This is a genomic window from Thiomicrorhabdus sp. zzn3, assembly GCF_029767755.1.
Lineage (GTDB): Bacteria > Pseudomonadota > Gammaproteobacteria > Thiomicrospirales > Thiomicrospiraceae > Thiomicrorhabdus.
The window spans coordinates 243,382-267,350 of record NZ_JARUQS010000002.1 but is presented as its reverse complement, the minus strand read 5'-3'; the positions used below and the strand labels follow the sequence as shown (position 1 = coordinate 267,350).

Here is a 23,969-nt window from a genome sequence, read left to right as displayed (position 1 = left end):
AATCGGAGAAAAATCATGAAAACCAATTTAATAACGAAAAAAATGACCAACCCAGCAGGCCTGTTCACTTTGTTATCTCTGCTGCTATCGATGTTCTCAGCCCCCAAAGCCTATGCCGGCATGATGGAGGAACCGGTCGTCAGCAAACTGATGATCGACAAACTCGAACTCAGCGACCAGAAGGATACCCCTCTAATCTGGGAAACTGAGTTCTGGGTAATGAAGGGCCTCAAAAAAGTCGTACTCGAATCCAGTGGGGAATCGGTTTCCGGAAATACTGACAGCGAAAACCGCTTGCTCTACAGCCAAGGCGTGGCGCCTTACTGGGACCTTCAAGCCGGATTTGGCCATGATGTGCATGAAGACAATACCCATAACTGGGGGATTATCGGCTTTTCAGGCATGGCGCCCTACTTCTTTGAAACCAAAGCCCATGCCCTGGTCGACGGCGATGGTACTCTAGGGGTGCGTTTGAGTGCAGAATATGAAGCCTTAATCACTCAGCGTCTGATTCTCACCCCCGAAATCGAAGCCGAAGCCTACAGTGACGACATTCCGGAGCTGCAAATTGGTTCCGGGCTGGCATCGGCGGCTCTGGGATTAAGACTGCGTTATGAGATACGGCGCGAGTTTGCGCCCTACATTGGCGTGGAGTGGCATAAAACCTTTGGCGAAACCGCCGACTACCACGACGACGATCTGGAAACCGCCTATGTCGCCGGGCTTCGGATTTGGTTTTAAACCGTTTTAGCGCAACACCCAAGTTCGGCAATTCCTTGTTGCCGAACGTTACATCAAACAGGGTTCACCACATCAAACGGGGGAGCCCCTGTTTTAATCTTTCTCTTCCCTTATTTGCGTGATCATGCCTGAAGACTTTTAATCGCTTCACGCTGATTCATACCGGCCATATCCTCTTCGATCGCATTGATAAAGCCGATTACTTCCCCGCTTAACCGCTCCAGTTCATCTAAACAGGCTTCAGCGCCCTCATTATCACCAATCTCTTTGAGTTCAATGATTTTACCAATATGAGCATGCATCGCCTGATGCGTCATTTCCAATTTCTGATAATTCGGATCATTACGATACTGAATCCCTTCACCGTAAATCCACTGGCCCAGTTCACAGGCGGTTGGATCCATGGCCTTTTGTGGGTCAACCCCCACATCAAATCCATGGATATATGCGCGGGCTTTGGCCCGCCATTGACGATGCGCCATACGAATACGGACAAAATTAATTTCCACACCCAAGGCCGTTTCATGCCCACGAGACTTGATTTTAAATGTCTCCGCATTCTGTTTCATTGTGTAGGTCAGCGTTTCCAGTTGCTGAGCGACTTGGCTGGTTTGCTCTGCCATGGCAGCATTCTGCTGAACCGCTTCATCAATCTCAGACATCGCCTGGTTGACCTGAATAATGCCCTGGCTTTGCTCCTGACTGGCCTGAGAAATTTCATCAATAATGCCCTGCACGCCATTAATCGCATCCCGGATTTCATTCAGCGCTTGCCCCGAATGATTAACGTAACCGGATCCCTGTTCTACCTTGCCCAATGTATCTTCAATCAAGCCGCGAATCTCTCTGGCGGCTTCGGCTGATTTGCCGGCGAGGTTGCGCACTTCACCAGCCACGACGGCAAACCCACGTCCATGCTCTCCCGCTCTGGCCGCTTCAACCGCGGCATTAAGCGCTAAAAGGTTGGTTTGAAACGCAATCGAATCAACCAAACCGATAATATCCCCAATGCGCTGACTTGACGCATTGATCGCCTCCATTGATTCAATTGCCTGGGCAATGATCAGAGCCCCATCTTCCGCTTTTTTAGCCGCCTCATGTGCCTGTATCGCTGCCGTTTTCGCACTTTCAGCACTGTTGGTCACAGAACTGGTCATTTCTTCCAACGAAGCGGAAGTCTCCTCAATCGAAGCAGCTTGACTTTGCGTGCTCTCGCTCAGATGAGCACTCGCTTCACGAACCTCCTGACTGTCACGACCGATCCACTCGGATACCTCTTGCACCCCCGCAAGAATATCAGAAATATTTTCCATACTGACGGTCAACGCTTCTTTGACTACACCAAAGTAGCCGGGAAAGGATTCGGTTATGTTCTTTTGAAAGTTGCCAACGGACATGGCAATCGCCACTTCCGTCGACATGTCGATCGAGCGAACAATCGAATCCAGTGTGGTATTTAACGCTTCTGCAATGGGGCGAACCGATTCATGCGCTTTTTCCATATCCACACGATAAGACAAATCCCCCATCAACACCCCTTCGTGCAGTTTGCCGACCTCATTCAACAGGGCCGATTCCAGGGTCTTGTCTTCCCACTCCACCATAGAGCCGACATACATCCCCACTCGGTTATGAATGGGGACCATTTTCAAACTCACCAACAGGTCACCCATACTGAATTGATCATAATGAACCTCCTCGCGGTTGGTATTTAGGCACTCCTTTAGGTTTTTATCCTTGCCCAAATCAAACAAAGCGGACGATTGACCCATCACACGTTCGGGATCAAAACCGGGGATATATTTTTTAAACGTGTCCGCACGCTCTATTAAAAACGCCTTGAACTTTTCGTTTATGTAGATGATATCCTGGTTGACATCAGTCATCATCATATTTACCAAAGAGTGGTCCATCGCTAATTTTAGGCGATTCGCGTTATCCAAGGCACTGTCCGCTTCGGAACGATAGGCTCCCATTGCCAGCGCGGTTGAGTCGATAACACCGTTCAACTGACCGATGTAGCCCGGCGTCACTTCCAGGCTTAATATTTTTTGTCCGCCGGCTAAACGCCGTAATGCCGTTGTCGCTGCCTTTAAACTGCGCTGTAAAAAACCGCCCATTAACCAGGAGAGCAGTAAAATCAAAGCCGAAATGATCGCCAATTGCAATGGGGTCACTTCCGCAAAAGTATGTGTAACAATGAGAGGAAGCACTCCCACTAATAATCCCGCCACCAGCATTTGACTTCTGGGGCCTAAACGCGACCAAAGATTCCAGTCTTGCCAGCGAATCCCGTAACTGACCTGGCCGTGTTTAATGCGTGCTTTCCCTGTTGCAATATCACGATAAGCCTGGGTCGCCGCACGCTTGTCATCTTCCCCGACCACTTCACGTACAGACAAATAACCTACGGTTTTACCATTTTGGTCATAGACCGGCGTTGCATTTGCTCGAACCCAATAAAAACCGCCATCTTTACGGCGGTTTTTAACGATCTGTGTCCATGGCATGCCAGACTGCAACGTCTGCCACATATCTCTAAAAACAGCAGGAGGCACATCAGGATGGCGGACAAGATTATGTGGCTGGCCCAATAGTTCTTCTCTGGAAAACCCGCTGGCAATCTGAAAACTGTCGTTACACTCCACAATGGTGCCATGCAAGTCGGTTTTAGAAACCAGAATTAACCCCTTGGGAATGACGTACTCTTCATTCGTCACAGGTAAATTCTCGCGCATCCATGCTCCCCCACGATTTCAGCCTTAAAACCATTTAATTATTAATAGTTAATAAATAAGAATAATAACTTAATATTTACACAACAATAATAAGGTATTTTGTATAAAAAACACACCCATTAAGTAAAAGACTAAGTATAGAAAAGATATGGAATAAAAAGTGTCTACTGAATTAGTGGCGATTCACATCTTGCAACTTCTGAAAGCTAAGCACATTGTCAAAAAATTTAGGCAAGTTCTCATGAATTAACCTGAAAGAAATTGCTGTGGCATGTGCGTCTTTTGAATAGATATTTCTTCGATTTTCGTGAAACCCTGTGAAATAGGTTGTGAAGTTGCTAAACGTTTCTACAGTTGGAATTTCATCTTTCCGGTTTTGCGCAACCAGCCAGTTAATTAAGTCTTCTTTAATCAATTCTTTTTTATCAATTCTAGAAAAGCGCGTTTTATTCGACTCAGAGAAGCATTTAACCACTTGCTCTCGCAGGTTTTTCTGGATAGATTCCCAATTTTTAAGCGTTTTTTCGCGCTCTTCAACGTTAGCGGATTTCAGTGTTTTGTATGCATCAAAGGCTTGCTCAAGATCATTTTTTGTTACGTGCTCTGTGAAATACGCTAAGGATTCTTCAATAAAATCGCGGTGATAATCGTCAATAATTTCCTTAACCTTCTGGTAGTCTTGAGCGCGCTTCTCATCATCTGAAACAACTTGCTTCAGCCCTTCATTTTTAAAATCTTCAATAAACGAAGCCGTCTCTCCAACTGGCTTTAATTCAAAACGAAGTGTTTTTTGGAGTGAATACAGCCCCCAAAATTCTTGATCGAATGCTCCCATCAGTAACTCCTTTTAAAATGATCTATTTGACGCAGTAGAAAAACGAATCAACGATTTCAAAAATTAACAGCAATCAATTTAACACCAGTAAAGTCACAATAATCAGGCCGATTGCAAATGACTTTTTAAGCGCCATTTCAAAGCGATAAAAAGTAAAACTAAAAAGATTAAAATCAAAAACTCCATTACAATTTCTCTGTGAAAGCTGCGGCTCTTTTACTGTCATGGTTTTTTGCTTTCTTTTAATTGCTAAATTTTGGCAATTGCGCCTTGTCGAGTTGATCCTACCACTTCAGAGTGACAAAACCTGTCACTCAAAACGCTCACCATACACTTCCATTGTTTGCTTAATTTTTTTAATGACCTTTTGACGTAATTCCGGGGGGCTAACCACCTCAACTTCGGGGCCGAATTTGAGAATATCCTGAATCAATTCGGCATCTTGACCATAAGGTAATTGCAGTTCTAAACGTCCGTCCTCCAAAAGGCGTGAAACTTGCTGCGGGTGCCATTGCTGCTCTTTGATCCAACGTGCTTGATAATCGCTGAAACGGAGCACGGCCGTTTTGTTTGCCTGGCCGTTAAAAATCCCGTAAGCAGATTGATAAAATGCTTGCAATGCCTCTGTTTCAACCCGCTGAACAGGAGCATTCAATGACTTAATGTTTTGAATGGCTTCCAAAGAAAAGCTGCGCAGCGCCTCACGATGATGACAGTGTGCGTCCACAAACCAGCGATCCCGATAGCGCACCAATTGCAGGGGAGAGATTTCCCGCTCGCTCACCTGATTAGCATGACGGTTCCAAAATACGATTTTTAAGCGCTTTTTGCAGGCAATAGCGCGGGTAATTTTATTCAAGTGTTCGCTATGAATAGGGGGGCTGGCGATGGGAACAATTTTGACGTTACTCATCAAGTTTTGGCTATACTCTTTGGATCCCAAGACTTGAAGAATACGTGATTTAAATTCGGCAAAGTGCCCGGCTAACAGGCCTGCCGAAAGTTCATCGGTCATTTGATACAAAGCCAACAAGGAAAAGAGTTCTTCAGAGGTAAACCAATAGCCATACACCTCAATCTGATCTTGCCTGAGCTTATCCAAATGCACATATCCACCAATCACATACCATGGGGCATGACGCTCATCAAACAGCTCTTGTAGATAGCGCCTTACACTCCGCGTACTACAATCCAACTGTGTTGCCAGGTGTTTGATCGATACCGGTGCCTCATTTCTGGGCAAAAGTTTAATCAGTCGGGATTTACGCTCTACCTTATCCATACTCTCCCACCAGATACAAATTTATACGTATCATAATAGTTATAAGAGTAATCATGTATTGACAAAATGCAACAAATGGCTCACTTTCACCACAACATTTGCCTGAAAGGCTTGAGCGCAGTAGCATTAACCTATCCTCTTCTCTATTCCACTATTAAAGGTGGGCATTATGCTGTTAAATTCTTTTAGTTCCAGGTCGCTTTTGATGGCGTTTTTGAGTCTCGCTCTTTCAGGGTGCAGCCAAACCAACAATCAAAACACCGTTTTAGGCACCCTGGAATGGGATCGGGTCGAACTGGTAAATGAAGTCAGCGAACCCATCATTGCACGGCCCTATACCGAAGGCGCTAAACTCAAATCGGGTGACGTGATTCTCAAGCTGGATGAACGCCGTGCGCAAGCTACACTTGACCAAGCCATTGCCAACCGCGACCTACTGGCCGCTAAACTCCAAGAACTGGAAAACGGTCCGCTTCCCGAGGACATCGAGCAGGCCAGACAAACGCTTATCCAATCCCGAAGCCGGCTAAATTTGGCGCAATTGGAATACACCCGAATTAAAAAGCTGCACCAGCAGACACTGGTGAGCCAGGACGAGCTCGATCAAGCCCTGAACGAGTGGCAAAGCGCTAAAGCCCAATTGGCACTGAACCAGGCTAACCTTGATAAGCTGCAAACCGGTACCCGTAAAGAGCAAATTGAACAGGCCAAACAGGCCTTGCTCGCCGCCGATCAGCAGGTCAAACTGCATGAAATCAATCTGCAGCGTCATCAAATCAAAGCGCCATCTGACGGCGTTCTCGACAGCCTTCCATTCCAGTTAGGGGAGCAACCCAATGCTGGCAGCGTTGTCGCGGTGATGCTGTTTGGTAAGCAGCCCTATGCACGGGTGCATATTCCTGAAGAACTACGCGCTTCCATCCGCCCTGGCACCTCTGCTACCGTTTACATTGATGGCACCGAACAGGTTTTTTCTGCACGGGTACGTAGCATTCAAAACTCGCCGGACTTCACCCCTTACTACGCTCTAACCGAACATGAGCGCTCGCGCTTGAGCTATCTGGCTAAAATTGATCTGCAGGGCTCCGTAGAGAATTTGCCGGCAGGCGTTCCGGTTAGCGTCACTTTTGACCTGACGAAACCGGATACTCAGGAGGGATCTTGAACTCGAATTACGCCATTCAGTGCCAACAGCTGACCCGCCAGTTCGGTGACCGGGTGGCAGTGGATCACCTCGACCTCAGTGTCCCCAAACAGAGCATTTACGGCTTTTTAGGGCCTAACGGTTCAGGTAAATCCACCACCATGCGCATGCTCTGCGGATTGTTGTTACCCAGCAGCGGTCAGGCGGAGGTATTGGGGTTAAAGATTCCCAAACAAGCCGAACAGCTGAAGTGCCGAATCGGCTATATGACCCAAAAGTTTTCGCTCTACGAAGACCTCACTGTGCATGAAAATTTAAAGTTCATGGCGCAGGCCTATGCCTTGCCGGGCGGCATGAGGAAAAACCGGGTTGAGGAAGTGTTGCAACAGTTTCAACTGCAAACACAGCGCAAACAAATGCCGGCCACCATGAGCGGCGGGGAAAAACAGCGTTTGGCCCTGGCTGCCGCTACACTCCATCAACCGCAACTGTTATTTCTGGACGAACCCACCAGTGGCGTGGATCCTCAAAGCCGCCGCGATTTCTGGGAATCCTTGTTTGAATTAGCTGATTCAGGGGTCACTATTCTGCTCTCCACCCACTACATGGACGAAGCTGAACGTTGCCACCAACTGGCGATTCTGGATCACGGCCATAAAGCCATAGAAGGCGTGCCGAGCGATCTGATTGCCGATTTGAATGCCTGGGTCATTAAAATCGAGAACCGATCCATTGCGACATTAAAACAGCATCTTTCCCAGCTAGCGGAAGTGGTCAGTCTGTCGCAAATGGGCAACTATCTGCGTATCCTGATCCCCAAACACGTTACGGCGCCGCTTGACTATCTGCAAACCCATCTTGGCGACCTGCAACAACAGTCGATCCGCGCCACGGTGATTGACCCCTCTCTGGAAGACGTCTTTGTCATGGCCACGCACACTCAACCCTCCCAATTGAAGATGACTGGGGAACAGTCGATATGATGTCGTTCAGCCGCCTATTCGCCGTATTCCGTAAAGAAGTCTGGCAACTTAAACGCGACCGCCTGACAATTGCGATGATCTTAGGCATTCCGATCATTCAAATTCTTCTGTTCGGCTATGCCATCAATACCGATATCCGCTCGATTCCCACTCTCGTACTCAACCAGTCTCACACCCAACTTTCACGCGATCTTTTGTCCGACCTTGAAGCCTCTCAGGTGATCCAAATCAAAGGCTATGCGACGCACATTCAGGAGATCGAAACAAAGCTTAGGCAAGGCAAAATCAGCATTGGCATTGTGATTCCACCCGATTTCGAACGCCGCTTGCAGGACAACGAACGCTCTGCGGCTCAACTGCTCGTCGACGGCAGTGATCCGATTATTCTCGGTGCCGCCAAATTGCTCACCGCCATGCCCTACCACCATCACAGTCACCCCCCCAAACAACGAGGCAAACTGTTTGACGTTCGCCACTATTACAATCCGGAAAAGCGTTCCTCAATGAACACCATTCCCGGACTGATTGGCGTTATTCTGACCATGACCATGGTGATCTTCACCTCAATTTCACTGGTTCGCGAACGCGAACGTGGTAATTTGGAACTGTTGATTAACACCCCCATCACCACCAATGAGCTGATGCTCGGCAAAATGCTGCCTTATGTCCTGATCGGTTTCTTTCAGGTCTCGTTAATTCTTTTATTGGGACACCTGATTTTTGAAATTCCGGTACGCGGCCAGCTGAGCGATGTTTACATCGCCGCTTTAGTCTTTGTCGCCGCCAACCTCACCCTGGGCTTGCTGTTCTCAACCCTGGCCAACTCTCAGCTACAGGCTTTACAAATGGCCATTTTCATTATGCTGCCCTCCATTCTGCTGTCCGGGTTTATGTTTCCGTTTGACGGCATGCCGCAACTGGCACAATGGATCGCGGAAATTCTGCCATTAACCCATTTTGAACGCCTGATCCGCGGCATTATGCTGCGTGGGGCAAACCTACACGAACTGCTTGCGGAACTGCTGATCCTGATCGGGTTTACTTTGCTAACCTTAACCCTGGCAATCAAACGCTTCCGTAAACGCTTGGATTAAAGCCGAATCTTATGCAATAAAAACGCAACAGGCCTGGTAGATTCACTATAATGAAATTCTCTATTCAAGCAGATGGCGGCTGACATGAGCGCTCTTCATGAACCCCGACAAGACGAACCCATCGGCACCATTACCGAGGTGCATGGTCCGGTTGTGGTCATCGCCTGCCAGCAACTGCCGCCGATCAATCAGGCGCTCTACGCCGGAGACGGACAAAACACCTACCGGTTTGAAGTGCACCAACACCTTGATCAGCAGCACATACGTGCGGTCACGTTACATCCAACCAGTGGTCTATACCGCGGCATGGTCGTCTACGATACCGGCTCCCCGCTGCATGTCCCGGTCACACCGGACTGCCTGGGCCGAGTCTTAAACCTGTTCGGCGAACCGCTGGATGACGGCCCGACACTGCAAACCCATACCTACCGCAATATTCACGCCCCGCCTCCCGATCTCTCCGAAGCCACCGACGGCAGCGAAATTTTAATCACCGGCATTAAGGTGATTGACCTGCTCTGCCCGTTTGTTAAAGGCGGCAAAACCGGACTGTTTGGCGGTGCCGGCGTCGGCAAAACCGTGTTAACCATGGAATTTATGCATGCGGTCGCCTCCATACACAAGGGGGCATCTGTGTTTGCCGGAGTGGGCGAACGCATGCGCGAAGCCCACGAAATGTGGCATGAGATGGAACAGGCCGGCATCTTGCCGCAATCATTGCTGGTCTTCGGCCAAATGGACGAAGCCCCTGGGGTGCGTTTCCGCTTGGGACTTTCCGCCCTGACCTATGCCGAATACTTGCGCGATACCCTGCAAAAAGAGGTGTTGTTTGTCATGGACAATACCTTCCGTTTCGTGCAAGCGGGCAGCGAAGTCTCCAGTTTGCTGGGGCGCATGCCGGCCACGGTGGGTTATCAACCGACGCTGACTACGGAAGTGGCGGAGCTGGAAGATCGTATCACTTCAACCCGCCGCGGCAATATCACCTCGGTACAGGCAATTTACGTACCGGCTGATGATATGGGGGATCCAGCGGTAAATGCCATTCTCAGCCACCTGGATACCTCGGTGATCCTCTCACGCAGCCAGGCCGGAAAAGGCATTTATCCCGCCGTAGACCCGCTCAAATCGAGCAGCAAGGCCATGGACAGTTATACGCTGGGAGAACGCCACTACACCATTGCCGAAGGCGTGCGCGAACACCTGGCACGTTATCACGAGCTGGAAGATATCATTGCCATGCTTGGAGTGGAGGAACTCTCGCCCAAAGATCAACTGATCGTCAAACGGGCGCGGCGCTTGCAGCGCTATCTGACTCAGCCTTTTTGGGTCACCAGCACTCAAAGCACGCTCAAGGGGGTATCGGTCCCTTTGGAGAAAACCCTCGACGACTGCGAGGCTTTTATGCGCGGCGACTATGACGAGCTGAGCGAAGAAGAATGCTATATGCGCGGCGCCATGAGTGATCCCAAATAAGGAAAACCGCCATGAGTTTTGCACTGCACATTCATGACACCGAACATAGCCAAGCCTTTGAAGAGGTCACGTCTTTTGTCGGAGAGGACCCAAGCGGCCATTTTGGTGTGCTCAGCGGCCATGCGCGTTTTATGACCTCACTGATCATGGGCTTGGCACGTTTCAAGCAAACGGATGGAGAGTGGACTTATCTCGCCACCTCAGGTGCCTTACTCTATTTTGAGAACAATCAATTGACCGTTTCTACCCGGCATTTTGTCATCGACCGGGATTACACCCGTATCAGCGAGATCTTGCAACGGCAGATTGTTGAAGAGGAGCTTCTGCTGGCTCAACAGAAACAGAGTTTGCGACGCATGGAAGAAGCGGTGCTCAGACGGCTGTGGGAATTGAACAGGAAACCAACTTAATCTGATTTATCGGTGCGGTAATATGACAGATAAGCAAGCGCTTAAAGAACAGGTGGAACACCAGGCAGACCGTATCGATCAGGCGGAAAGATCCCGTTCAACCGTCTTGTCTCAAACCATCTATTTAGGCACTTTGGGGTTACTGCTGGTACTGCCGATCGTGGTTGGCGCTTATCTTGGCCAATGGTTGGACAAACGCGAAGGTTTGGGTTTCTCTACCAGCTGGACCATCAGTTTGATTTTACTCGGTGTCTTTATCGGTGCGATGAATGTCTATCTATTTATCAAGCGAAATTGAGTGTAAAACAGCATGAATCATTCAGAAATTGCCATTGAAAGCCTGTTTCAAATCGGCCCAATTGCGGTAACCAATACGGTGGTGACCACCTGGGCAATCATCTTGGGCTTAAGCGCTTTTATCTGGCTGTATATGCGCCATCTCGCTGGCGCACCGGGTAAATTGCAAACCGCAGTAGAAGCGGTCGTCATCGCCATGGAAGACGCCATCGCCGCCGTGGCACCGCAACAGGCCAAACGACTTCTGCCGTTTATCGGCAGCTTATGGATTTTCTTGGTGGTATCCAATCTGGCAGGCCTGATCCCAGGTGTACATTCGCCCACTCGCGATTTTTCAGCCACTGCGGCTTTAGCAATCTTGGTATTTGTTTCGGTACACTGGTTTGGCATCCGCATTTCCGGACTCAAATCTTATTTGCACCATTATCTGACACCCAACCCGATCATGCTGCCGTTTCACCTGGTCAGCGAAATCACCCGTACCGTGGCACTTGCGGTACGCTTATTCGGCAACATCATGAGCCTGGAAATGACCGCTTTACTGATCTTGCTGGTAGCTGGCTTTCTCGCCCCCATTCCCATTCTGCTCCTGCACATTGTCGAAGCGCTGGTGCAGGCTTATATTTTTGGAATGCTCGCCCTCGTGTACATTGCCAGCGGCATTCAAGCGCAAGCCCTAAGGCAATCCCAAATTGAAGACAAACACACAGCAAAACCGATGGAGTAATTTATGACTGATATTGCGACTTTTGTCACCGACTCAACCGTGATTGCGGTTCTAGGCATCGCCCTCGGCGTTTTGGGTCCGGCCATTGCGATGGGCTGGTCAATCAGCCGTGCACTGGATGCACTGTCCCGACAGCCGGAAGCGGAAACCTCGATCATGCGCACCCTTTTCATTGGTTTGGCGATGATCGAATCTCTTGCCATTTATGTGCTGGTCATTGTTTTGATTGTGCTGTTCCGCAATCCTTTAATGGAATACATTATCCAGTAAATACATGACCCGGGTTTGGTGCCAAACCAAAGGAGAACCGTCTTGGAATTCAGTCTTTCAACCTTCATCTTGGAAGTGATTAATTTCCTGGTCTTGATGTGGATCTTAAAACACTTTCTCTATCGGCCGGTATTGAATGCCTTGGAGAAGCGTCGAGCCTCCATTGCCGAAAAAATCAAGCGAGCCGATAACAAGATGGCCGAAGCGGAAGCGCTCCAAGCACAATATCATCAACGTCTGCAAAAATGGGATGCGGAAAAACAGCAACTACAGCAGACATTGCAGCAGGAACTACAGGAAACCCGTAAGGCCCAAATGACAAAACTGCAAAACGAACTCGCCGAGAAACGGGAAAAAAACCAGGTTAATCTGCAGCAGGAACTGGATCAAACCCTCAAACAGTATCAGTCGCAAGCACACCATCAGGGGGCGCAATTTGCCAGCAAAATTCTTCATAAAGTCGCCGGTCCCGAAGTTGAGCAGCACCTGCTGTCCCTCCTTCTAGAACAATTCACTCAGCTCGACGAAGACAAAAAAAACAGATTGAAAAAAGCCTGTCAGGAGGCCTCCCAACACATTGAAATCAGCAGCGCTTACCCCTTGCCTGACCAGCAACGCCAACGCTTAACCGATGCCTTGACTGAACTCTGTGAAGACCCCGTCACATTGAGTTTTGACGAAGATAAAGCGTTACTCGCCGGGCTGCGTATTCATATTGGCGCATGGAGTCTACGCCTGAATTTACGCGACGAACTCAACGGTTTTGTGGAGTTGGACAGTGAAAATCGCGCACTCTGAACTGCAACCCACCCTGTTTGACCGTATCGACGATTGGCTCGATCATTATGCGCTTGAAATCGGGCTCACGGAACGCGGCCATGTCATTTCGGTCGGAGATGGCATTGTCTGGGTCAAAGGACTGCCAACCGCCAAAATGGATGAAATCATTCTGTTTGAAGACGGCAGCCACGGCTTCGTATTTGAACTCACTCAAACCCTGATTGGGGTCATCCTGCTGCACGAAACCCGAACCCTCACCGCTGGACACAATGCTTATCTGTCGCACCGCATTCTCGATATACCCGTAGGAGACGGCTTGCTAGGCCGTATTGTGGACCCACTGGGCTTTCCTCTGGATGGTAAAAGCATTCCCTCTGGCAAAAGCCGACAACCATTGGAACGACGTTCACCGCCGATTGTCGCCCGCGACAAGGTCAATCAGCCTCTCTACACCGGCAGTAAGATCATTGATACCCTCATCCCCATCGGTAAAGGCCAGCGCCAACTGTTAATTGGTGACGAAGGGCTGGGGCGCAGCACTTTAGCGATTGATACGGTCATCAATCAACGCGGCAAAAACGTCAACTGTGTCTATGTGCTTATCGGCCAAAAACGCTCTACCATCGTCAATACCATTGAGCTTTTGCGCAAACACGGCGCACTGGACTACACCACAGTAGTGACCTCTCAAGCCAGCGCCCTTCCCGGCCTGCAATATCTGGCACCGTTTGCCGGTTGTGCCATTGCCGAATACTGGATGCAACAGGGAAAGGACACACTGGTGGTGTATGACGACCTTTCCACCCATGCCAAAATTTACCGGGAGCTGTCGCTGTTACTGCGCCGTCCCCCAGGGCGGGAAGCCTATCCGGGGGATATTTTCTATATCCATGCCCGCCTGCTGGAACGCGCCACCAACCTCAACGCCAAGCACGGCGGCGGCAGCATGACCGCGCTGCCGATTATCGAAACCGAACAGGGTGAAATCGCCGCTTTTATCCCGACCAATTTGATCTCCATTACCGACGGTCAGATCTACCTGGATCGAGAATTGTTTGTTTCCGGTTTTCGCCCTGCCATAGATATTGCCCGCTCGGTTTCACGCATCGGAGGCCAGGCCCAACATCCGCGTATTAAGGAAGAAGCCGGCCACATGAAACTCGACTATCTGCAATTTATGGAGCTGGAAGTGTTTACCCGCTTCGGCACCCGTTTGGAAGCCCGGATTGAAAAAGCGATTCAACGCGGCCGTACCCTGCGTGAACTGCTAAAACAGGGACATCTGGCACCCAAACCGATCGAATTTCAACTGGCCTGGTTGATCGCCTTTAACGACCATCTGTTTGATGACATCGCCATCGAAGAGCTGGCCGCGACAATGGCGCTGTTGGAAAAACAGGTGGTGCAATCCCAGCTGACGATCGACAGTCCGCGTGACCTATGGAAAAACAGCCTACTAGAGTGGTTTGCTTCACGTGAAACGATGGCTAAGGAGTGACCATCATGGCTAGGTACCATGAACTTCGCCTGTATCGTTCCAAGCTGGAAGATATTCGCGAGATTATGCACTCCATGAAGACCTTGGCGCAGATGGAATCGCACCGTTTAACCCGACATATTCAACAGCAACATGCAATTGCCGATCATATCCAACAGGTGGCCAACGATTTTTTGCATTTCTTCCCTGCCTCCCTGCCATCCACCGAATCACTCAACAAAACCGTTCTGTTGATTGGTTCGGAACGCGGCTTTTGCGGCGATTTTAATGGCGAAGTGTTGCGCTGCTATGAAGCAGACTTCTCGACCGAAGAGAACGTACAGCTCATTGCCGTCGGCCATAAAATGACTTCCTTGGTGGAGAAACAACACGCTGTCACTGCATTGCAGGGAGCGAACGTTACTGAAGAAATCAGCACTCTGGTGGAAGAGGTGATACATCATTTAGCGACCCAAAAAGAGGTCGCTTCGCTCTATGCTGTCTATCAAAGTGACCTCACCGGTGAACCGGTCGTGGAAACACTGCTGCCTGCATTTACGGATCTGGAAACCGCAAACACAACACTGCGCCACCCGCCCGATTTAAATCTGCCGCCACAAGACTTTTTGCTCGAGCTGACCGATCATGCCCTGCACCATGCCCTGCACCGCCTTTTTTACAGCTCCTTGATGGCCGAAAATCAACGGCGAATCCACCATCTGGAAAATGCCACTCAACACCTGGATCAAAAAACCGAACACCTTCAGCGGCGCATGAACGTTTTGCGTCAGGAAGCCATTATTGAAGAGATTGAGGTCATTTTACTCAACCAAGCCAACCTGAATTCACCGGAACATCCGTTTGGAGAGACTGATAACGGTTTTGTGAATAACGACGCCAACCACTAACGACACCTTCAAAACCACTCTTCAAACAAAGCGGCCCCGTTCTGACCTATACAGGCAACTGCGGACGATCATAACTTTCCGGTTCATCGGAATAGACGCACACATTCCAATCCTCTGCCAGACCCTCTTCGGCCACGCAGTAGGTATTGAAAAAATCGACGATCTCCTGGCGCTGACAGTGCGCTTCGAAGGCCGCCATATTGGCCCAAATTTCGTTAAACACGATCGGAAAACTTTCCCCTTCTGCAAACGGGCTGCTAATTTGGCGCGTTACCCGATATTGAATGCAGCCGTCCTCGCGCAAGGTATTCGGTTCCAAACTCTGCAAGACTCTGAATAACTCCGCCTCTTTGCCCACTTTGGGTTTAAATTGCGCCAGACAATACACTTTAGACGACATCTTTTTCTCCTGTTTTTACAGCAAGACCGATTAAAATAGCAAACTAACGGCATCCACCCGATTTAATCTGCACAGGCCTGTTCAGTTTGAGCGGGTTATGAACAGAGCCGATCTTACCCTCTTCACCCAAAAGCGCCCAGTGTACCACTATGACCGATTCGAAAAAGCCAATCACCCCCCCCAAGCCCACCGCTAAACGGCTTCAAGACCGCAACTTTGACAAGCTGGTCGATAAGTTTGAAGCCAAAATTTACAATACGGTTAAAGGCGAATGGCGTTTAAAACTGCTTAAAGAGGATCTGCAAGCTTTAAGGGATGGCGTTGAGCCTCAGCAGCAGTCACAACCAAACGTATCAGGCCTGGTCAAACCACCACTGCAGGTGTGGGACGCCGGCTGTGGCTTTGCCCAGGTCAGCCAATGGTTAGCGGAAGCAGGGCATCAAATCACGCTGTGCGATCTCTCCTACCAGATGCTGCTCCGCGCGCAACGCGAATTTGCCGAAGCCGGTCTGCACGGCCAGTTTGTTCACGGTGCGGCACAGGACCTTGCCCCCACTCTGCCGCAGTTCGATCTGGTGCTGTTTCACGCCGTGCTCGAATGGCTCGCCCAGCCGCAAGAAACCCTTAACACCGTCGCCGAAAAGGTTAAACCCGGTGGCCATCTGTCGCTGCTGTTCTATAACCGCAATTCGGTGGTGATTCGCAACACCCTGCGCGGCGGCTGGCGCCTACCCTACATTCTGCATGACGACTACATCGGCAAAGGCAAGAAACTCACCCCGCCGAATCCCCAGATTCCCGAAGAGGTGGCTCAATGGCTGGAAGCGTGGGGATTTAAGGTCGAAATTCACACCGGGATTCGCGTCTTTCACGACTATATGACCCATGAAGTGCTGGAACAGAGCGACATCGACGATTTGCTGGCATTGGAATACCGCTTCTGCCGCCAACCGACCTATCGGAATATGGCCAGGTACATTCACTTACTTGCGAAAAAAAATGAACCTACCGATTCGGAGTAACACTTCGCTAAATTTATCCATTTAATGCCACAAATCCGAACGGACTAAGACGGTATTAATCTGAAAATAATGAAAGGGGCGTGACTTGGACCATTAAAGACGGTTATATCGGCAAGGCCATACTCCAACTGGACTACACTACAGGCGATGCTTCTGACAACCTCATCTCTTCAGAAACGCATCAATATACTATCGACACTGACGGCAATATCGAATATGTAAAAATTACGGGATTTGATGAAGAGTTATCTTTCTCTTTTTCAGGCCGTTAAGCTTACGGTAACAATTCAGAGATCGGGTTTAACATTAACACTGTTTTCCTTTAAAAATGCAGTTAAGGCCAAGAAATGGCTTCATATCCAGGCGAACGGCTGTATTTGAAAACCGCACCTAAGCTTGTCGCAGTCATTGATTGACTCGCCGCCTAAGCGCAATATAATGGCGCTTTTTTAAGCCTTAATCTAAACACCCCCATGAGTACCAGACAACTGCTGCACCTTTTGCGTCCACTGACCCGAGCACTGGTCAAACACCCCAAATATCTCCTTATAACGCTACTTGCCGGCGCGCTCTGGTATGGCTACGAAGTCTCCATCGCCCGCCCGGCGATGAGTTATATGGGATTGCCTCAAGCCACCAGCCAACCGGCCAACCACAGTTGGAGTCATGTACTGCGTAACCAAGGGTTTATGCTCGGCTATTCCGAAAAATTGGCCAACCCGCTCTGGGTGACCTACAAAGTAGGTGAAAAACGCTACGCCAGTGGCAAACGCCCGTCCGGCTTTTCAGCCGACTGGCGCTCCCTGTCGCACATTCGTCATGAGGATTACACCGGCTCCGGCTACGACCGCGGTCATATGGCGCCCAACTACCTGATCGCATCACGTTACGGACGCTCGGCGCAACTCGAAACTTTTTTAATGACCAACATCACGCCACAAAAGCCAACACTCAACCAGAAAAGCTGGCAGCGACTGGAAGAAGTTATCGCCGATGACTTTTCTCAATGGCATGGGGAATTCTGGGTAGTCACCGGCCCGATTTTTAGCACACAACCGAAAACACTCAAAAACAGCCGCGTAGCGATTCCCGACGCGTTTTATAAAATTTTGATGAAGCCTGGCAGCTCCGATCACCCCCCCAAAGCACTGGCGTTTATTTTTCCGCAAAATGCCAAACCGAATGCCAGCTTGCTGAATTTTGTCACCACCATTGACGAAGTCGAGCAGCGTACCGGTTTGGACTTTTTCCACCAGTTGCAGGATGATTTGGAAAATCGAATTGAAGGCAGCGCGACACCAGAGGCCTGGAGGCTTGAGGAAGTTGCACAACGCCCTTCACGTTATTAAGATGTCTGAAACCCTCTTAAACGCTTAAGGAGATCGGAGTGGCTTCAACCAACCGGTCCACTGACCACTCAACCAGCGAGCTGCCTCGACGCCAATGGCTAAAACAGTGTGTCTCGGCACTACCGGCTTTGTGTGGCTTAGCCATTCTTCCCGGTTGTACCGTTTCGGAAATACGTCGCGGCCTCACCACCAGCCAGCAACTCTATAACGGCAATGTCAGTGGAGTAATTTCCGCCCAAATACCGGGAACCGGCGTGCCTCCGGTTGATGGCCTGCTTAGGCAGCAGCTGACCTCATTTCTGACTCAACTCGGTAAGGAATGGGGGGAAGAGCGCATTGCCACTCCCAAAGAATTTGTGAAATACACCGATCACTATCAGAGTCGGGCGCTGATCAACTTCACCAACGGGCATATCCGCGTGGAAACGCTTGTCACAAACAACAGCAAACAGGCCCTTAAAGACGCCATCATCAACACTCTGCTGACCCCGCAAGATCCCAGTCAGATAGACTTGTTTAACACTCAGCCAGCCAAACCGGGAAAGACACCGTTTCTGCACAACCTGGTGCAGGATCAGGATGGCAAAGCCATACGCTATGCGTGGCGCGCCGGACGCTTTGCCGACTACCTGCTTCGCCATCGCTATAACGTCTACCAGAGCCAGGGTAAAACTCGCCATGCGGTGGACTTTGACATGGTTCAAAACTATCAAGGCAAACAACAACTTCGCTATCAGGCAGACGTGATGCGCCAGGCGCGACGTTTTAATATAGAACCCGCTCTGATCTATGGCATTATTGAAACAGAAAGTGCATTTAACCCCTACGCGGTCAGTTCGGCGCCGGCTTATGGACTCATGCAGATTGTACCCAGTACCGCAGGGCGGGATGTGCACCGCAAACTGCATCAACGTGACGGCATGCCAAGTAAGCAGACTTTGTTCAACCCGTCGCACAATATCGAATACGGTACCGCTTATCTCTCCATTCTGTTCGATCGCTACCTGTCCGGCATCCGTAACCGCCAATCACAGGAATACTGCGTGATTGCGGCCTATAACACCGGCAGTGGCAATGTGTTACGTAGCTTTGATCGTCATCGCCAACGGGCACTGGATAAAATCAATCGCATGACCAGCCAGCAGGTCTATCACCATTTGCGCACCCGACTGACTTACGCCGAAGCCCGCAACTACCTGGCAAAAGTGACCGCCAACAAACGCAACTACTTGGCCTGATCCAAACGGATCCCTCCGTTAACGCCACTTTCAACCCAGCAAGCAAATTGCAGTACAATAATGGCCTTGTTTCACTCTTCTACAAGAGCTTCTGATGAAAGAACTTTTGCCTACCCAGAAAGACACCATTTACGCCGAAGCACATGAAGCGGTCGGGGCGTTTCAGTTTGACGAATCGGTAGTCGCGGTCTTCCCCGACATGATCCAGCGTTCCGTACCGGGCTATCAAACCATTTTGACCGGTATTGGAGAACTCACCGAAACATACGCGCAGGCCGATTCCAATCTTTATGATCTGGGATGCTCTTTAGGCGCCGCGACGCTGACCATGCGCCGTAAACTGAAACAACCCAATTGCAAAATCATTGCTGTCGACAACTCCGAAGCCATGATCAAACGCGCTTCGGAATATTTGCACGCTTATCACTCAGAGATCGAAGTCGATCTGCGTTGTGCCGACATTAACGAGATCAGCATCGAAAACGCCTCAGTGGTGGTGATCAACTTTACCTTGCAGTTTATCGATCCAGAACTGCGTGAAGCCTTGTTGGCACGAATTTACCGCGGTCTTAAACCCGGCGGCATTTTGATTCTTTCGGAAAAGATCCACTTTGACGATAACAACCTGCAACAGGCGATTGAACACCTTCATCTCCAATTCAAGCGCGCCAATGGTTATTCCGAACTGGAAATCAGCCAGAAGCGCAGTTCACTGGAAAATGTCTTGATCAGTGACAGCGCAGACTTTCATATTCAACGCTTGCAAAACGTCGGCTTCCAATCCGCCGGCATTTGGTTCCAAGCCTATAATTTCGCCTCGTTTATCGCCATAAAATGAACAGGCCTGTTCATTTTATGGCCCTCAGAAAACGGGCAAGATGGAACGGAATCTAACTTTGAAACTCATAGCGCAAAAATTATAATAGCGCCTTTGTTCAACTAGACAGCAGGTTTCACGTGAAGCACCATTACGATTCATTTTGGGAAAAACTCGGTGACTCTCGTTTTGAGGAGTGGAAACAGCAACTTCCGGCTCTGATTGACACGGCACTTCACCCGCAAGGCAATGGAAACCTGCCCCGTTGGCTGGCGGCTCTGGAAATCCTCTATGACTTTCCAAGCGATCAGCCGTTTGAACTCAATGAATCAGTCGTACGTGCCGGCCAAGACACATTGGATGCTGGCCACAAAGCCCAGCTGGAAAGTGCCTTGCGCATCTTAATGCCGTGGCGTAAGGGCCCGTTCAACATCCACGGCATCCATATCGAAACTGAATGGCGTTCGGATTGGAAATGGGATCGAGTCCGTCCCCACCTGAGTCCACTGGAAGGCAAACGCGTGCTTGATATCGGCTGCGGTAGCGGCTATCACCTGTGGCGCATGGCCGGCGAAAAGGTCAAATTGGCGGTGGGAGTCGATCCCAGCCTGCTGTTTATGAGCCAATTCTTAGCCCTTAAGCATTTTATCGGCGAATCGGTTCCAGCCTATTTCCTGCCACTGACGTTAGAACAACTCCCGGTTTCCGCTAAAGGCGGAGTCTTTGACACCGTGTTCTCCATGGGCGTGCTCTACCACCGCCGCTCACCCATCGATCATATCCTGGATCTGAAAAATCAGCTCAAACCCGGTGGAGAGCTCGTTTTGGAAACCCTAGTGGTACCGGAAACTTACGGCCAGCTGTTGGTGCCCGAAGACCGCTATGCGCAGATGCGTAACGTCTGGTTTTTACCTTCGGTAGAGGAACTTCAACGCTGGATGGAGCGTTGCGGGTTTAACCGTGTACGCTGTGTCGATCTTAATCAAACCTCAACCGAAGAACAGCGACCGACCGACTGGATGCAGTGGAACTCTCTACCCGATTTCCTGGATCCGGAAGATCCCAATAAAACCATCGAGGGTTATCCTGCGCCATTGCGTGCGGTCATGGTCGCCAATAAGCCGGCTTAATTTTGACTTAGGCCGATCTGATGCCGGTCGGGTTGTTGATGACTGGCACAACCCGCTCTCACACTCAATATCATTTTTGACTTTTAAGCAATCGACTCACCTATTGGTTTAACCTATAAGTTTTCTTGCTATCCCCATTAAAACGAATGTGTTTATTCTTCACTTTAATATACAATAGTTGTGCTATTTATATACAATACCGTTATTAAAGACCGATCATTGTCAAACAAATTCTAATGTGTTAGTTTTTGCGGCCTTAAATCTTTCATAAAACCGTCATATACAAACACCGCGAGCCAACGGGGGTGCCGCCATGTTTAAGTCGCTTGGACTGCAATCCAAAATACTGCTGATCATTGCCTTGATTTCCACAACCGTGATTGTCGGACTGGGCATCAATGAATACGTCAAACTCGATGAGTCCTATCAGAAAACCGCCTCTCAGCTCGCGAAAGAACTGCGTATGGATATGCAACGCAGTATGGAAACTAAAAAGGCCGTGGGCATTACCAATGCCGTCGCTTTTTCCTCCAATAAGCAGTTGATTGAATCCGTAGTGAAACAGGATCGACCTGCGGTACTGGAAGCACTCAGTAAGGTTAAGCAAACCTATGCGGACAACACCGGTTTTAAAAACGTCAAAATTCACATCCATACCCCCGATAACCATTCCTTTTTGCGCGCTTGGAATCCGGAAAAACACGGTGACGACCTGTCCAGTTTCCGCTTCGGTATTGCCGAAGTCATCAAAAATAAAAAAGCGATTGGCGTACTGGAACTCGGACGCGCCGGCCTCGCTGTACGCGGTATCACTCCGCTATTTGATGAAGGACGCTATATCGGATCACTTGAATTCATCCAGGGCATGGCGAGTGTGGCTCGCAGTTACAAAGAACGCAATATGAACTATGCCCTGTTGCTCAACGATTACGCCCTTACCATCAGCACCAAAGCCAAAAACAATACCCGTTTCCACAATTATGTTTTGGGCAGCATGAATGCCTTCACCCCTGAAACCGTGCAAATGCTCCAAAAAATCGATTGGCCAACGCTGGAAAAACAAAGCTGGCTCGTGCAAGACGGATTACTGATTACATTACTCGAAGTGCAAGACCTTCAAGGCAAAACGGTTGGTGTGCAAATCCTGGGAACGTCAACAGCAGAGCTGGATGCGGCGATGCAAAACACCAAGACCACTCTTTTAAAAGAGATCGGTCTGCTGATCGGTATTGTCCTGTTGATGGCCATTGCTATTGTCTTGGCTACCAGAAAACTGGTGTTACTGCCGGTAACCCACTTGCAAAATACAATGGAAACCGTCACCCGCCAAGGGGATTTTTCCGCCCGAGCCCCGGTTTCAGATTCCAAAGACGAAATTGCTACCATGTCGCGCGATTTCAACCAGTTACTCGAAAACACTCAGCAGGTACTGCAACAAACATCGCAGACCATGGAGGCCATCGGCAATGGTGATTTAACCCAACGTATGCAAATGGAGGCCGTTGGCGATCTGGATGTGCTAAAACGTTCTATTAACCAGAGCGCGGATACTTTGGAATCCACCATGCAAAGCCTGGGGAGTGCGTTAACCGCTTTAGGGCGTGCGGATTTCAGCGCGCAAATTGCCGTTAACAGTAACGCCAAAGGCGCCTTTAAAGAAGCGATTGACAACGCTCATATGACTTTGAACGCGTTGAATGGGGCTATTTCTGAAATTAACCAAGTCGCTGCCTACATGGCGGATTCCGACTTCTCGCACCCGATTCAAATTGAACTCAGCGGGGATTTGAACACCCTGAAAGAGAGCATTAACCTTGCTCTGAACAATCTCAAAACCGGTTTCTCCAGCTTTAATGGCAGCCTCACCAATTTGATTGAAGGCGACTTAACCGCGCATGTCACCGGCGATTACAAAGGGGAGCTGGCGACCCTGCAGGAAACGATTAATACCGCGCTAAACAATATTGCTACGATTTTTATCGACATCAAAACCACGTCGGAGTCGGCTCTGGCCAATATCCAGCAGTTGGCAAACGGCAATGAACACCTCAATCAGCGCACCCAAAGCCAGGCGGCTTCACTGGAAGAAACCGCCGCTTCTATGGAGGAAATCACCTCTACAGTGCACAACTCCTTGAATAACGCCAAAGAAGCGAATCTTTTATCCACCCAAGCAAAAGAAGAAGCCAACCAGGGCGAGCTGGTCATGCAAAAAGCACTGGTTGCGATTGAAGGTATTCATGCTGCCAGCGCCAAGATTTCGGACATCACCAATCTCATTGACAGCATTGCCTTCCAAACCAATTTGCTGGCTTTGAATGCCGCAGTAGAAGCCGCCCGTGCCGGCGAACACGGACGCGGGTTTGCCGTGGTCGCCGGCGAAGTGCGTGCACTGGCTCAGCGCTCTACCGAAGCGGCCCGCGAAATTGCCGCACTGGTTGCCGACACCACAGCTCAAATCAACCAGGGAACCGAATTGACTGAACAATCCGGTGCCATGCTAAAGCAGATCAACCAGCGTGTTGGCTCGGTGTCAGAAATGGTTGAAGAGATCAGCCGCGCTGCAGAGGAGCAGTCTCTGGGCATAGGTCAGATCAACCAGGCCATCAGTTCCATGGACAGCGACACCCAACAAAATGCCGCACTGGTGGAAAATGTGGCCCAGGACACTCAACGTATGAACGATGAGATAGGCCACCTAGTGGAACTGATCGGCTCTTTTAAGATCGATACCAGCAAACTGCTTCCTAAAAAATAAGGTTCAGCCGGGCCAACTCAACGCCAAGTTGGCCCACCCTTCTCTCTTCAACTCCTTTATTTCACCCTCCTGAATAACAACTCAATACTCTGT

General features: G+C 49.7%; 24 protein-coding genes. 19 read left to right on the top strand and 5 right to left on the bottom strand.

The window, feature by feature from the left end:
* Window positions 1-15 precede the first annotated feature (15 nt).
* Window positions 16-741, top strand: coding sequence for a copper resistance protein B (locus QCB44_RS08895; RefSeq protein WP_279409530.1), 726 nt, complete (start codon window positions 16-18; stop codon window positions 739-741).
* Between the two features lie 122 nt (window positions 742-863).
* On the opposite strand, the gene QCB44_RS08890 is transcribed toward QCB44_RS08895, so the two are convergent.
* The 4 genes from QCB44_RS08890 to QCB44_RS08875 form a co-directional block, all read right to left on the bottom strand.
* Window positions 864-3,479, bottom strand: a complete 2,616-nt coding sequence (locus QCB44_RS08890) for a methyl-accepting chemotaxis protein (protein WP_279409528.1) — start codon at window positions 3,477-3,479, stop codon at window positions 864-866.
* Window positions 3,480-3,651: 172 nt separating this feature from the next.
* Window positions 3,652-4,314 (bottom strand): hypothetical protein, encoded by a 663-nt coding sequence (locus QCB44_RS08885; RefSeq protein WP_279409527.1) that lies wholly within the window; start codon window positions 4,312-4,314, stop codon window positions 3,652-3,654.
* 73 nt (window positions 4,315-4,387) lie between these two features.
* Window positions 4,388-4,540 carry a hypothetical protein gene (locus QCB44_RS08880; protein WP_279409526.1) on the bottom strand — a complete coding sequence of 51 codons (153 nt, stop codon included), beginning with the start codon at window positions 4,538-4,540 and terminating at the stop codon, window positions 4,388-4,390.
* An 84-nt stretch (window positions 4,541-4,624) separates the two neighbouring features.
* Complete coding sequence (locus tag QCB44_RS08875; RefSeq protein WP_279409525.1) at window positions 4,625-5,596, bottom strand: transcriptional regulator; 972 nt, start codon at window positions 5,594-5,596, stop codon at window positions 4,625-4,627.
* 169 nt (window positions 5,597-5,765) lie between these two features.
* Here QCB44_RS08875 and QCB44_RS08870 point away from each other — a divergent pair, with 169 nt between their 5' ends.
* From QCB44_RS08870 to QCB44_RS08820, 11 genes are all read left to right on the top strand, one after another.
* On the top strand, window positions 5,766-6,761 hold the full coding sequence (locus QCB44_RS08870) for an HlyD family efflux transporter periplasmic adaptor subunit (protein WP_279409524.1): 996 nt from the start codon (window positions 5,766-5,768) through the stop codon (window positions 6,759-6,761).
* Window positions 6,758-7,723 carry an ABC transporter ATP-binding protein gene (locus QCB44_RS08865; protein ID WP_279409523.1) on the top strand — a complete coding sequence of 322 codons (966 nt, stop codon included), beginning with the start codon at window positions 6,758-6,760 and terminating at the stop codon, window positions 7,721-7,723. Before QCB44_RS08870 ends, QCB44_RS08865 begins: the two co-directional genes overlap by 4 nt.
* Window positions 7,720-8,817 carry an ABC transporter permease gene (locus tag QCB44_RS08860; RefSeq protein WP_279409522.1) on the top strand — a complete coding sequence of 366 codons (1,098 nt, stop codon included), beginning with the start codon at window positions 7,720-7,722 and terminating at the stop codon, window positions 8,815-8,817. The genes QCB44_RS08865 and QCB44_RS08860 overlap by 4 nt, the downstream gene beginning before the upstream one ends.
* 84 nt (window positions 8,818-8,901) lie before the next feature.
* Entirely contained in the window at window positions 8,902-10,293 is a 1,392-nt protein-coding gene (atpD, locus tag QCB44_RS08855) for a F0F1 ATP synthase subunit beta (RefSeq protein WP_279409521.1), read from the top strand.
* Between the two features lie 11 nt (window positions 10,294-10,304).
* Window positions 10,305-10,703, top strand: a complete 399-nt coding sequence (locus QCB44_RS08850) for a F0F1 ATP synthase subunit epsilon (protein ID WP_279409520.1) — start codon at window positions 10,305-10,307, stop codon at window positions 10,701-10,703.
* Window positions 10,704-10,725: 22 nt separating this feature from the next.
* On the top strand, window positions 10,726-11,001 hold the full coding sequence (locus QCB44_RS08845) for an AtpZ/AtpI family protein (RefSeq protein ID WP_279409519.1): 276 nt from the start codon (window positions 10,726-10,728) through the stop codon (window positions 10,999-11,001).
* 12 nt (window positions 11,002-11,013) lie between these two features.
* The gene (locus QCB44_RS08840) at window positions 11,014-11,727 is read left to right on the top strand and encodes a F0F1 ATP synthase subunit A (RefSeq protein ID WP_279409518.1); all 714 of its coding nucleotides are present in this window, start codon (window positions 11,014-11,016) and stop codon (window positions 11,725-11,727) included.
* Between the two features lie 3 nt (window positions 11,728-11,730).
* Window positions 11,731-11,997 carry an ATP synthase F0 subunit C gene (gene atpE, locus QCB44_RS08835; RefSeq protein WP_279409517.1) on the top strand — a complete coding sequence of 89 codons (267 nt, stop codon included), beginning with the start codon at window positions 11,731-11,733 and terminating at the stop codon, window positions 11,995-11,997.
* Window positions 11,998-12,039: 42 nt separating this feature from the next.
* A complete protein-coding gene (locus QCB44_RS08830; protein WP_279409516.1) occupies window positions 12,040-12,795 on the top strand; it encodes a F0F1 ATP synthase subunit delta in 756 nt (251 codons plus the stop codon).
* On the top strand, window positions 12,776-14,275 hold the full coding sequence (locus tag QCB44_RS08825; protein ID WP_279409515.1) for a F0F1 ATP synthase subunit alpha: 1,500 nt from the start codon (window positions 12,776-12,778) through the stop codon (window positions 14,273-14,275). Before QCB44_RS08830 ends, QCB44_RS08825 begins: the two co-directional genes overlap by 20 nt.
* 5 nt (window positions 14,276-14,280) lie before the next feature.
* Window positions 14,281-15,162 carry a F0F1 ATP synthase subunit gamma gene (locus QCB44_RS08820; RefSeq protein WP_279409514.1) on the top strand — a complete coding sequence of 294 codons (882 nt, stop codon included), beginning with the start codon at window positions 14,281-14,283 and terminating at the stop codon, window positions 15,160-15,162.
* 46 nt (window positions 15,163-15,208) lie between these two features.
* Here QCB44_RS08820 and QCB44_RS08815 read toward each other — a convergent pair whose 3' ends face one another.
* Entirely contained in the window at window positions 15,209-15,562 is a 354-nt protein-coding gene (locus tag QCB44_RS08815; protein ID WP_279409513.1) for an antibiotic biosynthesis monooxygenase, read from the bottom strand.
* A 149-nt stretch (window positions 15,563-15,711) separates the two neighbouring features.
* On the opposite strand from QCB44_RS08815, the gene QCB44_RS08810 reads away from it, so the two are divergent.
* The 7 genes from QCB44_RS08810 (at window position 15,712) to QCB44_RS08780 (ending at window position 23,876) form a co-directional block, all read left to right on the top strand.
* Complete coding sequence (locus QCB44_RS08810; protein WP_279409512.1) at window positions 15,712-16,584, top strand: methyltransferase; 873 nt, start codon at window positions 15,712-15,714, stop codon at window positions 16,582-16,584.
* An 80-nt stretch (window positions 16,585-16,664) separates the two neighbouring features.
* Complete coding sequence (locus QCB44_RS08805) at window positions 16,665-16,856, top strand: hypothetical protein (RefSeq protein WP_279409511.1); 192 nt, start codon at window positions 16,665-16,667, stop codon at window positions 16,854-16,856.
* Window positions 16,857-17,057: 201 nt separating this feature from the next.
* On the top strand, window positions 17,058-17,933 hold the full coding sequence (locus QCB44_RS08800) for a DNA/RNA non-specific endonuclease (protein ID WP_279409510.1): 876 nt from the start codon (window positions 17,058-17,060) through the stop codon (window positions 17,931-17,933).
* A gap of 38 nt (window positions 17,934-17,971) precedes the next feature.
* Window positions 17,972-19,171, top strand: coding sequence for a murein transglycosylase domain-containing protein (locus tag QCB44_RS08795; RefSeq protein WP_279409509.1), 1,200 nt, complete (start codon window positions 17,972-17,974; stop codon window positions 19,169-19,171).
* A 94-nt stretch (window positions 19,172-19,265) separates the two neighbouring features.
* A complete protein-coding gene (cmoA, locus tag QCB44_RS08790) occupies window positions 19,266-20,009 on the top strand; it encodes a carboxy-S-adenosyl-L-methionine synthase CmoA (protein WP_279409508.1) in 744 nt (247 codons plus the stop codon).
* Window positions 20,010-20,128: 119 nt separating this feature from the next.
* Window positions 20,129-21,118 carry a tRNA 5-methoxyuridine(34)/uridine 5-oxyacetic acid(34) synthase CmoB gene (gene cmoB / locus QCB44_RS08785; RefSeq protein ID WP_279409507.1) on the top strand — a complete coding sequence of 330 codons (990 nt, stop codon included), beginning with the start codon at window positions 20,129-20,131 and terminating at the stop codon, window positions 21,116-21,118.
* A 313-nt stretch (window positions 21,119-21,431) separates the two neighbouring features.
* Complete coding sequence (locus tag QCB44_RS08780) at window positions 21,432-23,876, top strand: methyl-accepting chemotaxis protein (RefSeq protein WP_279409506.1); 2,445 nt, start codon at window positions 21,432-21,434, stop codon at window positions 23,874-23,876.
* Window positions 23,877-23,969 lie beyond the last annotated feature (93 nt).

What these genes read in the sequence shown, in the direction of transcription:
- QCB44_RS08885 (WP_279409527.1), bottom strand. Translation starts at nt 4,314, where the DNA reads ATGGGAGCATTCGATCAAGAATTTTGGGGGCTGTATTCACTCCAAAAA.
- atpD (WP_279409521.1), top strand. Translation starts at nt 8,902, where the DNA reads ATGAGCGCTCTTCATGAACCCCGACAAGACGAACCCATCGGCACCATT.
- QCB44_RS08810 (WP_279409512.1), top strand. Translation starts at nt 15,712, where the DNA reads ATGACCGATTCGAAAAAGCCAATCACCCCCCCCAAGCCCACCGCTAAA.
- QCB44_RS08850 (WP_279409520.1), top strand. Translation starts at nt 10,305, where the DNA reads ATGAGTTTTGCACTGCACATTCATGACACCGAACATAGCCAAGCCTTT.
- QCB44_RS08845 (WP_279409519.1), top strand. Translation starts at nt 10,726, where the DNA reads ATGACAGATAAGCAAGCGCTTAAAGAACAGGTGGAACACCAGGCAGAC.
- cmoA (WP_279409508.1), top strand. Translation starts at nt 19,266, where the DNA reads ATGAAAGAACTTTTGCCTACCCAGAAAGACACCATTTACGCCGAAGCA.
- QCB44_RS08880 (WP_279409526.1), bottom strand. Translation starts at nt 4,540, where the DNA reads ATGACAGTAAAAGAGCCGCAGCTTTCACAGAGAAATTGTAATGGAGTT.
- QCB44_RS08895 (WP_279409530.1), top strand. Translation starts at nt 16, where the DNA reads ATGAAAACCAATTTAATAACGAAAAAAATGACCAACCCAGCAGGCCTG.
- QCB44_RS08890 (WP_279409528.1), bottom strand. Translation starts at nt 3,479, where the DNA reads ATGCGCGAGAATTTACCTGTGACGAATGAAGAGTACGTCATTCCCAAG.
- QCB44_RS08860 (WP_279409522.1), top strand. Translation starts at nt 7,720, where the DNA reads ATGATGTCGTTCAGCCGCCTATTCGCCGTATTCCGTAAAGAAGTCTGG.
- QCB44_RS08800 (WP_279409510.1), top strand. Translation starts at nt 17,058, where the DNA reads ATGAGTACCAGACAACTGCTGCACCTTTTGCGTCCACTGACCCGAGCA.
- QCB44_RS08820 (WP_279409514.1), top strand. Translation starts at nt 14,281, where the DNA reads ATGGCTAGGTACCATGAACTTCGCCTGTATCGTTCCAAGCTGGAAGAT.
- QCB44_RS08840 (WP_279409518.1), top strand. Translation starts at nt 11,014, where the DNA reads ATGAATCATTCAGAAATTGCCATTGAAAGCCTGTTTCAAATCGGCCCA.
- QCB44_RS08875 (WP_279409525.1), bottom strand. Translation starts at nt 5,596, where the DNA reads ATGGATAAGGTAGAGCGTAAATCCCGACTGATTAAACTTTTGCCCAGA.
- atpE (WP_279409517.1), top strand. Translation starts at nt 11,731, where the DNA reads ATGACTGATATTGCGACTTTTGTCACCGACTCAACCGTGATTGCGGTT.
- QCB44_RS08870 (WP_279409524.1), top strand. Translation starts at nt 5,766, where the DNA reads ATGCTGTTAAATTCTTTTAGTTCCAGGTCGCTTTTGATGGCGTTTTTG.
- QCB44_RS08815 (WP_279409513.1), bottom strand. Translation starts at nt 15,562, where the DNA reads ATGTCGTCTAAAGTGTATTGTCTGGCGCAATTTAAACCCAAAGTGGGC.
- QCB44_RS08780 (WP_279409506.1), top strand. Translation starts at nt 21,432, where the DNA reads ATGTTTAAGTCGCTTGGACTGCAATCCAAAATACTGCTGATCATTGCC.